The organism is Streptomyces sp. (genome assembly GCF_019510245.1).
Lineage (GTDB): Bacteria > Actinomycetota > Actinomycetes > Streptomycetales > Streptomycetaceae > Streptomyces.
In genome coordinates this window covers 15,813-27,362 of record NZ_JAEKKT010000213.1, presented here as the reverse complement: position 1 = coordinate 27,362, position 11,550 = coordinate 15,813, and the positions used below count along the sequence as shown (strand labels likewise).

The following is an 11,550-nucleotide window of genomic DNA, read 5'->3' as shown; positions in this document are numbered from 1 at the left end:
ACGTAGAACTCGGCCTCGGGGCCGAAGTACGCGGTGTCGGCGATACCGGTCGACGCCAGGTACGCCTCCGCCTTCTTCGCCACGTTGCGCGGGTCACGGGAGTACTGCTCGCCCGTGATCGGGTCGTGGATGAAGAAGTTGATGTTGAGCGTCTTGTCCCGGCGGAACGAGTCCACACGGGCGGTCGACAGGTCCGCGCGCAGCGCCATGTCGGACTCGTGGATCGCCTGGAAACCACGGATCGACGAACCGTCGAACGCGAGCTCCTCGTCCGGGTCGAACGCCTCGACGGGCAGCGTGAAGTGCTGCATGACGCCCGGCAGGTCGCAGAAACGGACGTCGATGAACTTGACGTCCTCGTCCGCGATGAACTTCTTGGCCTCGTCGGCGTTCTGGAACATCCAGCTCCTCCTACTCCCGGCCGTTCCCGTGCCGGGGTGGTAGTTCGTTCGTGCGGCCAGTGCGGTGGCACACGCTGACCTCGACCCTAGGGACGGGTGATTTCTCGGGCGTGACCCGTTTGTTTCGCTGAAGTTAACCGGGCTCGGTTCCACGGTAGCCCCGGGACACCCCGGCCGGCCCCGGGTGGATACCGGGGCAGTACCGTTTACGGGTGGACAACAGGCAAGCAATCGGATCGTGGCTCTCCGGACCCCGTGCGGCCATGGAGGACGCCGGTGCGGAGTTCGGGTACCGGGGCGAGCAGCTGGGTCTGCCGGAGGAGGGGCCGGGCTCCATCGCCCGCCCCGGGCGGCGGCTCGGTGCGCTGGTCGTGGACTGGGCGCTGTGCGTCTTGATCGCATACGGCCTGATCACGCACGGCTACACCCCGGCGACCAGCAACTGGGCGCTGCTCATCTTCTTCGTCCTCGGGGTCCTCACGGTCGGCACGATCGGCTTCACGCCGGGCAAGCGGCTGTTCCGGCTGCGGGTGGTCGGCGTCGGGACGGGCCGGGTGCAGCCGGGGCGCGCACTGGCCCGCACGGTGCTGCTGTGCCTCGCGATCCCGGCGCTGGTCTGGGACCGGGACGGCAGGGGCCTGCACGACCGGCTGGCGAAGACCGTCGAGGTCCGTATGTAGGCGTGGCGCCGTGGGGGCTGGTCGCGCAGTTCCTCCCCCAGCCTTCGGCCGGGGTACCCCCGGCGCCCCTGAAAGACAAAGACGTAGCTGCGGGCAGTCGTGCCTCCCCAGTGCCTTAAGGGCCTGGGAGCTGCCCCCAGGGCGGCACGGGTGGGCGATGGGGGTCCCCGCGCGAGCGAAGCCGAGCGTGGGGGAGGCACCCGGCAAGCGCCGCTAAGCGTCCCCGCCCCCGCGCCGCCCACCCCCGCGGCTCACCTCCTCCGCAGCACCCGCGCCAGAACGTCCCGCAGCTCTCCCTCCGGGTCGGATACGGCCCCCTCCGAGCGCCAGGCAACGAAGCCGTCGGGACGGACCAGTACCGCCCCGTCCGCCGTCGTACCGTGCGCCGCCGCCCAGTCGCCGTCCTCCGAGTCGTACACAAGATCGCCCGCCGGCCCGACGCGGTACGTGTCCAGCCGGAGCCGCTCCGTGTCCGCGATCCGCCGGGCTGCGGCGTGCCAGGCCGCGCCTCCGGCCGAGCCCGCGTCGCTCAGCAGCACCATCGACCGCTCGTACAGGTCGAGCGTGGACACCCGCTCGCCCTCCCGGCGCAGCCACAGGTGCGGGGCCCGGCTGCCCGGCTGGCCGGTGAGGTTCATCCCATTGGGTACCAGCGGCTGGTCCGGGTCGGCGCCGAGGACCGCGCCCTTCGGGTACCGGTAGCCGAGGACGACGTTGAGGATGCCGCCGCGCCGGTCGGCCCCGACGCCGGGGGCCGGCGCGAAGCCGGGGTGGCTGTGCTCGACGGAGCGGGCGGACGCGCGGGCGCTGGTGGCGAGGGCGACCGGGCGGCGCTCGGCGTCGTACGACTCCAGCAGGCCCGGCCCGGCCCAGCCGTCGAGGACCGCCGCCAGCTTCCAGGCGAGGTTGTGGGCGTCCTGGATGCCGGTGTTGGAGCCGAAGGCCCCCGTCGGGGACATCTCGTGCGCGGAGTCGCCGGCCAGGAAGACCCGCCCGGACCCGTACCGTTCGGCCACCCGTTCGGCCGCCCGCCAGGACGCGCGGCCGGTGACCTCGACGTCGAGATCGGGGACGCCGACCGCCCGCCGGATGTGCCGGGTGAGCCGTTCCTCCGTGAACTCGTCGAGCGTCTCGCCGCGTTCGGGGTGCCAGGGCGCGTGGAAGACCCAGCGCTCCTTGTTGTCGACGGGGAGGAGGGCGCCGTCGGCCTCCGGGTCGGTGAGGTAGCAGCAGATGAAGCGGCGGTCCCCGACCGTGTTCTGGAGCAGCTTCGAACGGAAGGTGATGCTGACGTTCGCGAACAGGTCGCCGGGGCCCGTCTGGCCGATGCCGAGCCGGCCGCGGACCGGGGAGCGCGGACCGTCGGCCGCGACCAGGTAGTCCGCGCGGACGGTGTACATCCGGTCGGAGTCACGGTCGCGGACGTACGCCGTCACTCCTTCGGGGTCCTGTTCGAAGGACTCCAGCTCGTGGAAGTAGCGCAGCTCGCCGGTGAGCGACTCGGCCGCCCGGCGGAGCACCGGTTCGAGGTCGTTCTGGCTGCACAGGCACCAACCCGTAGGGCTGAACCTCGCGAGTCCGCCGCCCGGGTCGATCTCCTTGAACAGCCAGTCGCCGGCGTCGCCGACCAGCGTCGGGGCCTGCAGGATGCCGTGGTTGCCGGCGAGGAGGGAGGCCGCGGCCTTGATGTCCGGCTCGATGCCGGCTCTCCGGAACAGCTCCATCGTCCGCACGTTGTTGCCCCGGCCGCGTGGGTGGACCGAGGTCCCGGAGTGTCTCTCGACGAGCATGTGGCGGACGCCCAGTCGGCCCAGGAAGAGGGACATGGACAGGCCCACGAGGGAGCCGCCCACCACGAGGACGGGGACCTGGTGATCGGTTTTCTGGTGCATCGGGCACTCCAGAGGCGGGGGTTGGTGCGTCAGGTGCGTTGGAACGTCCATGCCCCGTCCGGGCCCCCTCGGGAGGGGTTCGGCGTGCTCAATCACCCACCTGGTTCACGCGAGTCGCGCGCTTCGGAGGACCGGCACAGGATCAAGAAGCGCTGACGCCACGTCATCGGCGAAGGCGCAGGCCGCTGCCCCCGCGAAGGAGATGTGCGAAGCATGACGACGATCTCGGAAAAGGTTTCGGAAAAGCCGACACGAACGACCCGCCCGGTGTCGACACGGGTCTCCCAGTCCGTCTTCGACGGCTCCCGGCTCCGGGTCGTCCTGCTGGTGGACGTCTACGACGGCGCGCAGCAGCAGTTCCTGGAGGCCTACGAGCAGCTGTGCAGCCAGGTCGCCCAGGTGCCCGGCCACGTCAGCGACCAGCTCTGCCAGTCGATCGAGAACCCCTCGCAGTGGCTGATCACCAGCGAGTGGGAGAGCGCCCCGCCGTTCCTCGCCTGGGTGAACAGCGAGGAGCACGTGGAGATGGTGAAGCCGCTGCACAACTGCGTCCGCGACACCCGCTCGCTCCGCTTCCACGTCGTACGGGAGACCGGCGGCCCGTCGGCCAACGCCGCACGCGTCCTGCAGGCCAACCCCCGGATGGGCGACGGCGTGATCCGCCACGCGCTCACCTTCACGGTCACGCCGGGAAGCGAGGCCGAGGTCGCGAAGATCCTCGCGGACTACTCCTCGCCCGAGGCGAAGGTCGACGACTCCACCCGGCTCTGCCGCACCTCCCTGTTCCTGCACGGCAACCGGGTGGTGCGGGCCATCGAGGTGCGCGGCGACCTGATGGCCGCCCTGCGCCACGTCGCCCGGCAGCCCGAGGTGCGGGCCGTCGAGGAGGCCATCAACCCCTACCTGGAGCAGGAGCGCGACCTCAACGACCAGGAGTCCGCACGGGTGTTCTTCACCCGGGCGGCGCTGCCGGCCGTCCACCACGTCAGCGCCGAGGAGCTGGCCGAGGGCGAGCGGCACGCGCTGTACTACCCGGCCCGTCCGGGCTGCGGGATGCGGCTCGCGGAGCTGCTCGCGCAACAGGACGAGGCCGCGGCCGAGGACCCGGCCGGCCCGGTGCTGCACAGCACGGTCTTCCAGCGCGACGACGTCGTGGTCCGCCTGGTCGAGCAGCGGCCCGGCACGCCGGTGGACGTCACCCCGGCCCACGCGCTGACCGCCCTGCTGGACGGCGACGCGGTGCGGATGCAGCTCCTCACCGACCGCCGCTCCCCGGACGCCTGACGCCCGACCCTTCACCCCCACGGAGGAACGCAGACATGCAGCCCATTCCGAAGATCGTGGACCTCAGCGAGGTCGAGCCCAACACCCGGCGCGGCGGCGATCTGCGCGCCATGCTCACCCCGGCCACGGTGGGTTCCACCAGCGGCTTCATGGGTGTGGCCATCGTGCAGCCGGGCGACCGCATCGCCGAGCACTACCACCCGTACTCCGAGGAGTTCGTGTACGTCGTCTGCGGCGAGATGGAAGTCGACCTGGACGGCGAACCGCACCCGCTGCGGCCCGAACAGGGGCTGATGATCCCCATCAACATGAAGCACCGCTTCCGCAACGTGGGCAATGTCGAGGCCCGGATCGTCTTCCACCTCGGCCCGCTGGCCCCGCGCCCGGCCCTGGGCCACGTCGACACGGAGGAGACGGAAGCCGTCGCCGTGGGGCAGGTCCGGTCGTGACCCGGCGCGTGGCGGTTACGGGCATAGGCATCGTCGCTCCGGGGGGTGTGGGCGTACCGGCGTTCTGGGATCTGCTCGCCTCGGGCCGGACCGCGACGCGCGGCATCACCTTCTTCGACCCCTCGGGCCTCAGGTCGCGGATCGCCGCAGAGTGCGACTTCGACCCGGCGGCGCACGGCCTGGACGCCGAGGAGATCGAGCGGGCGGACCGGTACATACAGTTCGCCCTGGTCGCCGGCGACGAGGCGGTCCGGGACTCCGGTCTCGACCTCGGCCGGGAGGACCCCTGGCGGATCGGGGTCTCCCTGGGGACGGCGGTCGGTGGCACCACCCGTCTCGAGCACGACTACGTCCTGGTGAGCGGCGCGGGACAGCGCTGGGACGTGGACCACCGGCAGGCGCAGCCCCAGCTGCACCGGGCGTTCTCGCCGAGCACGCTCGCCTCCGCGGTGGCGGAACGATTCGGCGCCCAGGGCCCGGTACAGACCGTGTCCACCGGCTGCACCTCGGGCCTGGACGCCGTCGGCTACGCCTTCCACACCGTCCAGGAGGGCCGCGCCGACATCTGCATCGCCGGTGCCTCGGACTCCCCGATCTCACCGATCACCATGGCCTGCTTCGACGCGATCAAGGCCACCTCCCCGAACAACGACGACCCCGAGCACGCCTCCCGCCCCTTCGACAACCGCCGTGACGGATTCGTCATGGGCGAGGGCGGCGCGGTGCTCGTCCTGGAGGAGGAGGAGCACGCCAAGGCCCGCGGCGCGCACATCTACTGCCTGCTCGACGGCTACGCCACCTTCGGCAACGCCTACCACATGACCGGTCTCACCAGCGAGGGACTGGAGATGGCCCGCGCCATCGAGACCGCCCTCAACCACGCCCGCCTCGACCCCACCGCCATCGACTACGTCAACGCGCACGGCTCCGGCACCCGGCAGAACGACCGCCACGAGACCGCCGCCGTGAAGAAGGCGCTCGGACAGCACGCCTACCGCACGCCCATGAGCTCCATCAAGTCCATGGTGGGCCACTCGCTCGGCGCGATCGGCGCGATCGAGGTCGTCGCCTGCGTGCTCGCCCTGGCCCACCAGGTCGTCCCGCCCACCGCCAACTACGAGACCCCCGACCCCGAGTGCGACCTCGACTACGTACCGCGCGTCGCCCGCGAACGGCCCCTGAGCGGTGTCCTGTCCGTGGGCAGCGGGTTCGGCGGCTTCCAGTCCGCGGTGATCCTGACCCGGCAGAGAGGACGGACACGATGAGCGAACCCCGGTCTCGACGGGCGGCCGTCACCGGCATCGGTGTCGTCGCGCCCAACGGAACCAGCACCGAGACCTTCTGGAAGTCCGTCCAGGAGGGACGCAACGTCCTCGACAAGGTGACCCGCGACGGCTGCGAGCACCTGCCCATGAAGGTGGCCGGAGAAGTCCGCGACTTCGACCCGGCGGCCGCCGTCGAGGAACGCCTCATCGTCCAGACCGACCGCTTCACGCACTTCGCGATGGCCGCGGCCGACCTGGCACTCGAAGACGCCCGGCTCGGCCATGGCGACACCGACGGCTCGCCGTTCGACGTCGGCGTGGTCACCGCGGCCGGCTCCGGCGGCGGCGAGTTCGGCCAGCGCGAGCTCCAGCAGCTGTGGGGCAAGGGCAGCCGGTTCGTCGGCCCCTACCAGTCCATCGCCTGGTTCTACGCGGCCAGCACCGGCCAGATCTCCATCCGGCGCGGCTTCAAGGGCCCCTGCTCGGTGGTCGCCGCCGACGAGGCCGGCGGCCTGGACGCCCTCGCCCACGCGGCCCGCGCGGTCCGCCGCGGTACGGACGTCATCGTGGCCGGCTCCACCGAGGCGCCGATAGCTCCGTACTCGGTGGTCTGCCAGCTCGGCTACGAGGAGCTCAGCCGGGAGGCCGACCCGGCCCGCGCCTACCGTCCGTTCACCGACCAGGCCTGCGGGTTCGTGCCGGCCGAGGGCGGCGCCATGCTCGTCGTGGAGGACACCGGCTCGGCCCGCCGGCGCGGACTGCCGGTCCGGGCCACCCTCGACGGCCACGCGTCCACCTTCACCGGCGCCTCCCGCTGGGCCGAGTCCCGGGCCGGGCTCGCCCAGGCGATCCGCGGGGCGCTGGCCGAGGCCGGTTGCGCCCCCGAGGAGATCGACGTGGTCTTCGCCGACGCCCTCGGCGTGCCCGAGGCCGACCGGGCGGAGGCGCTGGCCATCACCGACGTCCTCGGCGCGCACGGCAGGCGGGTGCCGGTCACCGCGCCCAAGGCCGGGATCGGCCGGGGCTACTGCGCCGCCCCCGTCCTCGACACCGCGGCCGCGGTGCTGGCGATGGAACACGGGCTGATCCCGCCGACCCCGGGCGTCTTCGACATCTGCCACGACCTCGACCTCGTGACCGGCAGCGCCCGTGCCGCGCAGCCACGCGCGGCACTGGTGCTCAGCCGGGGCCTCATGGGGTCGAACTCGGCGCTCGTGCTGCGCCACGGCGCGGCCGGGTGAGTCGAACACACCAGCTGCCCAGCAGCGATAGCAGAAGGAGTTGCTATGAGCATCACCGTGGACGAACTGTCCGAACTCATGAAGAAGGCCGCCGGCGTCACCGTCTCCCCGGCCGACCTCCAGGACCGGGCCGACAGCGGATTCGACGTCCTCGGCGTCGACTCGCTCGGCCTGCTCGGCATCGTCGGCGAGCTGGAGAACCGGCACGGCGTGCCCATGCCGGTGGACGCCGAGCGGTGCAAGACGCCCCGCCAGTTCCTCGACCTCGTCAACAGCGCCATGCCCGCGGGAGCCTGACATGACCGGACACACCCAGAACGAGATCACCATCGCCGCGCCCGTCGACCTGGTCTGGGACATGACCAACGACGTGGCCAACTGGCCCCAGCTGTTCAGCGAGTACGCCAGCGCCGAGATCCTCGAGGAGGACGGGAAGAAGGTCACCTTCCGGCTGACCATGCACCCCGACGAGAACGGCAAGGTGTGGAGCTGGGTCTCCGAGCGCGAGGCGGACCGCCGCAACCTCCGCGTCAAGGCCCGCCGGGTCGAGACCGGCCCGTTCGCGCACATGGACATCCTCTGGCAGTACGAGGAGGTGCCCGCCGGTACCCGGATGGTCTGGACCCAGGACTTCGCGATGAAGCCGGACGCCCCCGTCGACGACGAGTGGATGACCGACAACATCAACAAGAACTCCAAGGTCCAGATGGCCCTGATCCGGGACAAGATCGAGAAGGCCGCCACCGGCCGGCGCCCCGACCCGGCCCTCGCCGACTGAGCCGGCCGTCCGGAAGACAGGAACGGAGAGACACGTGCACCAGGCCCTGATCGTCGCCCGCATGGCACCGGGCTCCGCGCCCGACATCGCGAAGGTGTTCGCGGAGTCCGACCGGGGAGAGCTGCCGCACCTCGTCGGGGTGGTCCGGCGCAGCCTCTTCCAGTTCGGCGATGTGTACATGCACCTCGTCGAATCCGAGCGCGAGCCGGGACCGGCCATCGCCAAGGTCACCTCGCACCCCGAGTTCAGGGACATCAGCGAACGTCTCACGGCGTACGTCAGCGCGTACGACCCGGAGACCTGGCGTTCCCCGAAGGACGCGATGGCCCAGCGCTTCTACCTCTGGGAGCGCGACGGCGGCGCATGACCCCGCGTACCGCCGTACGCCAACGGTGCCGGACCCGCGCACGACGCGGGCCCGGCACCGGCGCGTGCCGGGGCGCCGGCTCAGGCGGGCACCGTGCAGTCGAAGGCGTGCAGGTAGGGGTTGACCGGCCGGATGTCGTTGACGCTCAGACCCGCGTCGCCCAGCCGCCGCACCATGGAGTCGGTGGTGTGCTTGGCCCCGCCGACGTTCAGGAGCAGCAGCAGGTCCATCGCGGTGCTGAACCGCATCGACGGGGTGTCGTCGACCAGGTTCTCGATCACCACGACCCGGGCCCCGGGCCCGCCCGCCGCGACCACGTTGGCGAGCAGCCGCGCCGTGGACTCGTCGTCCCACTCCAGGATGTTCTTGATGACGTAGACGTCCGCGTCGACCGGCACGGCCTCCCGGATGTCACCGGGCACCACCCGCGCCCGGTCCGCGAGGTCCCCGCCCTCGCGCAGCCGGGGCAGCGCCTTCTCCACCACCTTGGGCAGATCCAGCAGGTAGCCCTTCATCGCCGGGTACTTGTCCAGAAGGCTGGCCACCACGTGCCCCTGCCCGCCGCCGAGGTCGGCGACCGAGCGGCTGCCGGACAGGTCGAGCAGGGCCGCGACCTCCCGGGCCGACTGCTCGCTGGAGGTGGTCATCGCCCGGTTGAAGACGTCCGCCGATTCCGGCGCGTCCTCGTTCAGGTAGACGAAGAACTCCTTGCCGTAGAGGTCCTCGACGACGTTGCGGCCGGTGCGCACGGCCTCGTCGAGCTTCGGCCAGGCGTCCCAGGTCCACGGCTCGGTGCACCACAGGGCGATGTAGCGCAGGCTGTGCGGGTCGTCCTCGCGCAGCAGCCGGGAGGTCTCGGTGTGGGCGAACGTCCCGTCCGGCCGCTCGGCGAAGACGCCGTAGCACGACAGGGCGCGCAGCAGCCGGCGCAGCGGCTTAGGGTCGGTCTTCACCACCGACGCCAGGGACTCCACGGTCATGGGGGCGTCCCCGAGCGCGTCGGCGACGCGCAGCCGGGCGGCCGCGCGGACGGCGGCGGCACAGGCCGCCCCGAACACGAGCTCGCGCAGCCGCATCGACGGCGGCGGAGCGTCCTCCTCCGGCCGCTTGGCCGGCGTCGTGCGGTCGCGTGCTGGTGCGGTCATGTGCCGCCTTCCTTCCGTGTGGGGTGTCGCAGGGCCGTCAGGTCAGCACAGACCCGCGGGCTTGGACTTCTTGCAGGTGTTGTCCTTGAAGGCGTTGCCGTGCTTGCTCGCCTCCTGGTTGACCAGGTCGGCGGGGGAGTTGCCCGACAGCTTGTTGCGGGTGACCTGGTTCTTGTCGCTCGTGACGCCCACGAAGCTCTTGAAGACCACGACACCGCCCGACAGCGGGGACTTGCCGGAGTTCCCGGTGACGGTGTTCCCGGTCACCAGGGTGTTCTCGGCGCCGGTCAGCACGATGCCGGAGCCCTGCAGGAAGGACAGCCGGGCGGTCTTCTTGCAGTACTTGTTGTTCTTCACGACCTGGTTGTCGGCGACCGTCAGGTGACCGGCCTTCGGCTTGTTCTCGTCGCCGACGACGAACACGCCCGCGCAGTTCCCGGTGACCGAGTTGTCCGAGACCGTGAGGTCGCGCAGCCGGCGCACGGTGACGCCGATGCGGTTGTTCTCCAGGATGTTGTGCTCGACGACGGTGCCGAACGTGTCGACGGCGCCCTTCTCCGTGGTGACGGAGTTGGCGAGGAAGATGCCCGCGTCGCCGTTGTTCCGGGCGATGTTGTTCTGGTACATGCTGTGGACCGAGCGCTCCTCGGCGAGACCCCACTGCCCGTTCTTCACGGCGGCCACGCCGTGCACGTGCAGGTTGGCCGCGCCCACGGCCATGACGCCGGTCCGGGAGAACCCGGTCACGGTCATGTGGGCGATGGTCACGTCCTCGACGGGCTGCTTCTTGGCGCCCACCACGCAGATGCCGTTGCCCATCTCGGCGCACGACTTCACGGTGGTCTGCTTCGTGCCGCCCAGGGCCTTCTTGACCTTCTTGGGCTTCTTGGCCTTCTTGACCGGCTGGAGCACGGTCTCCGGGCCCACACCACGCAGGGTGAGGCCGGGCGTGGTCACCTTGACGCTCTCGTGGTAGGTGCCGGCCAGCACCAGGACCGTGTCACCGGGCTCGGCGGCGTCGACCGCCTTCTGGATGGATTCACCCGGGTGCACGGTCAGAACGCCGTGCGAGGAGGTCGCCGGGGCGGCGCCGAGGAGGGAGCCGCACAGGGCGGCGCTGCACGCGAGGTATGTGATATGGCGTTTTGTCACATCAGGCAGGTTAGGAGCAGATGACCCGATAAACGCCGGGATGCTCCGTTCGGCGGCGTGTCATGAGTGCCCCGCTTTGAGCGCCCTGCAGGGGCGCGAGGAACCACGAAGGCGCGGCAGTCGCCAACGCAACCACCGCGCCCGAGCTCGTAGGCGTGCCTACCGGCGTTTACCGCCCCCGAGGTCCACCCTTGGGCATCCGCATCCCCTTCGGCATCGGCCCCTTCGGCAACGGCATGTTGCTCATCAGGTCCCCCATCGCCCGCAGCCGGTCGTTGGTGGTCGTCACCTGGGGCCCCGTCAGCACGCGCGGGAACTTCAGCATCGTGGTCCGCAGCTTCTTCAGCGGGACCTGGTCCTCGCCCGTGCCCACGATCACGTCGTGCACCGGCACGTCGGCCACGATCCGGGCCATCTTCTTCTTCTCGGCGGCCAGCAGGGTCTTCACCCGGTTCGGGTTGCCCTCGGCGACCAGGACGATGCCGGCCTTGCCGACCGCCCGGTGCACCACGTCCTGGCTGCGGTTCATCGCCACCGCCGGCGTCGTCGTCCAGCCCCGCCCGATGTTGTCCAGGACGGCGGCCGCGGCACCCGGCTGGCCCTCCATCTGGCCGAAGGCCGCCCGCTCGGCCCGCCGGCCGAAGACGATCGCCGTCGCGAGGAACGCGAGCAGCAGGCCCAGGATGCCCAGATAGACCGGGTGGCCGATCAGGAAGCCGATCACGAGGAAGACGGCAAGGGTGCCGAGACCGACACCCGCAAGTACAAGACCGATCATCTTGTCGGCCTTGCGGGTCATCTTGTACGTCAGGACGATCTGCTTCAGCCGTCCCGCATTCGCAGCGTCCGCTGCGGGTTCCTTCCTCGCCATGCCCCGAAGTCTACGTGGCCCCGGG

13 protein-coding genes are annotated in these 11,550 nt (G+C 71.0%); 8 read left to right on the top strand and 5 right to left on the bottom strand.

Annotation, left to right across the window (positions count from 1 at the left end):
- On the bottom strand, positions 1-401 hold a 401-nt coding region (locus JF597_RS43015; RefSeq protein WP_294009548.1), incomplete at its 3' end, for a glutamine synthetase beta-grasp domain-containing protein.
- A 212-nt stretch (positions 402-613) separates the two neighbouring features.
- Between JF597_RS43015 and JF597_RS43010 the strand changes: the two genes are divergently transcribed.
- Positions 614-1,081 carry an RDD family protein gene (locus JF597_RS43010; RefSeq protein ID WP_294009546.1) on the top strand — a complete coding sequence of 156 codons (468 nt, stop codon included), beginning with the start codon at positions 614-616 and terminating at the stop codon, positions 1,079-1,081.
- A gap of 251 nt (positions 1,082-1,332) precedes the next feature.
- Here the strand turns inward: JF597_RS43010 and JF597_RS43005 are convergent, their stop codons facing one another.
- Positions 1,333-2,973 (bottom strand): FAD-dependent monooxygenase, encoded by a 1,641-nt coding sequence (locus tag JF597_RS43005; protein WP_294009544.1) that lies wholly within the window; start codon positions 2,971-2,973, stop codon positions 1,333-1,335.
- Between the two features lie 213 nt (positions 2,974-3,186).
- Here JF597_RS43005 and JF597_RS43000 point away from each other — a divergent pair, with 213 nt between their 5' ends.
- From JF597_RS43000 to JF597_RS42970, 7 genes are read left to right on the top strand one after another with little or no spacing between them, the layout of a single operon-like run.
- On the top strand, positions 3,187-4,257 hold the full coding sequence (locus JF597_RS43000; protein WP_294009542.1) for a SchA/CurD-like domain-containing protein: 1,071 nt from the start codon (positions 3,187-3,189) through the stop codon (positions 4,255-4,257).
- Between the two features lie 35 nt (positions 4,258-4,292).
- A complete protein-coding gene (locus JF597_RS42995) occupies positions 4,293-4,706 on the top strand; it encodes a cupin domain-containing protein (RefSeq protein ID WP_294009540.1) in 414 nt (137 codons plus the stop codon).
- Entirely contained in the window at positions 4,703-5,971 is a 1,269-nt protein-coding gene (locus JF597_RS42990) for a beta-ketoacyl-[acyl-carrier-protein] synthase family protein (RefSeq protein ID WP_294009538.1), read from the top strand. The genes JF597_RS42995 and JF597_RS42990 overlap by 4 nt, the downstream gene beginning before the upstream one ends.
- Positions 5,968-7,212: a ketosynthase chain-length factor gene (locus tag JF597_RS42985; RefSeq protein WP_294009536.1), complete on the top strand. Its 1,245-nt coding sequence runs from the start codon at positions 5,968-5,970 to the stop codon at positions 7,210-7,212. Before JF597_RS42990 ends, JF597_RS42985 begins: the two co-directional genes overlap by 4 nt.
- A gap of 45 nt (positions 7,213-7,257) precedes the next feature.
- On the top strand, positions 7,258-7,509 hold the full coding sequence (locus JF597_RS42980; protein WP_089101200.1) for an acyl carrier protein: 252 nt from the start codon (positions 7,258-7,260) through the stop codon (positions 7,507-7,509).
- A 1-nt stretch (position 7,510) separates the two neighbouring features.
- A complete protein-coding gene (locus tag JF597_RS42975; RefSeq protein WP_294009532.1) occupies positions 7,511-7,990 on the top strand; it encodes an SRPBCC family protein in 480 nt (159 codons plus the stop codon).
- Between the two features lie 34 nt (positions 7,991-8,024).
- Complete coding sequence (locus JF597_RS42970; protein WP_294009530.1) at positions 8,025-8,357, top strand: TcmI family type II polyketide cyclase; 333 nt, start codon at positions 8,025-8,027, stop codon at positions 8,355-8,357.
- An 80-nt stretch (positions 8,358-8,437) separates the two neighbouring features.
- On the opposite strand, the gene JF597_RS42965 is transcribed toward JF597_RS42970, so the two are convergent.
- The 3 genes from JF597_RS42965 to JF597_RS42955 form a co-directional block, all read right to left on the bottom strand.
- A complete protein-coding gene (locus JF597_RS42965) occupies positions 8,438-9,502 on the bottom strand; it encodes a methyltransferase (protein ID WP_294009528.1) in 1,065 nt (354 codons plus the stop codon).
- Positions 9,503-9,544: 42 nt separating this feature from the next.
- A complete protein-coding gene (locus JF597_RS42960; RefSeq protein ID WP_294009526.1) occupies positions 9,545-10,654 on the bottom strand; it encodes a right-handed parallel beta-helix repeat-containing protein in 1,110 nt (369 codons plus the stop codon).
- A 169-nt stretch (positions 10,655-10,823) separates the two neighbouring features.
- Positions 10,824-11,525: a DUF4191 domain-containing protein gene (locus tag JF597_RS42955; protein ID WP_294009524.1), complete on the bottom strand. Its 702-nt coding sequence runs from the start codon at positions 11,523-11,525 to the stop codon at positions 10,824-10,826.
- Positions 11,526-11,550: the final 25 nt, after the last annotated feature.

Coding starts and splice junctions, on each gene's coding strand:
- JF597_RS42965 (WP_294009528.1), bottom strand. CDS start 9,502: ATGACCGCACCAGCACGCGACCGCACGACGCCGGCCAAGCGGCCGGAG.
- JF597_RS43005 (WP_294009544.1), bottom strand. CDS start 2,973: ATGCACCAGAAAACCGATCACCAGGTCCCCGTCCTCGTGGTGGGCGGC.
- JF597_RS42995 (WP_294009540.1), top strand. CDS start 4,293: ATGCAGCCCATTCCGAAGATCGTGGACCTCAGCGAGGTCGAGCCCAAC.
- JF597_RS42985 (WP_294009536.1), top strand. CDS start 5,968: ATGAGCGAACCCCGGTCTCGACGGGCGGCCGTCACCGGCATCGGTGTC.
- JF597_RS42955 (WP_294009524.1), bottom strand. CDS start 11,525: ATGGCGAGGAAGGAACCCGCAGCGGACGCTGCGAATGCGGGACGGCTG.
- JF597_RS42975 (WP_294009532.1), top strand. CDS start 7,511: ATGACCGGACACACCCAGAACGAGATCACCATCGCCGCGCCCGTCGAC.
- JF597_RS43000 (WP_294009542.1), top strand. CDS start 3,187: ATGACGACGATCTCGGAAAAGGTTTCGGAAAAGCCGACACGAACGACC.
- JF597_RS42980 (WP_089101200.1), top strand. CDS start 7,258: ATGAGCATCACCGTGGACGAACTGTCCGAACTCATGAAGAAGGCCGCC.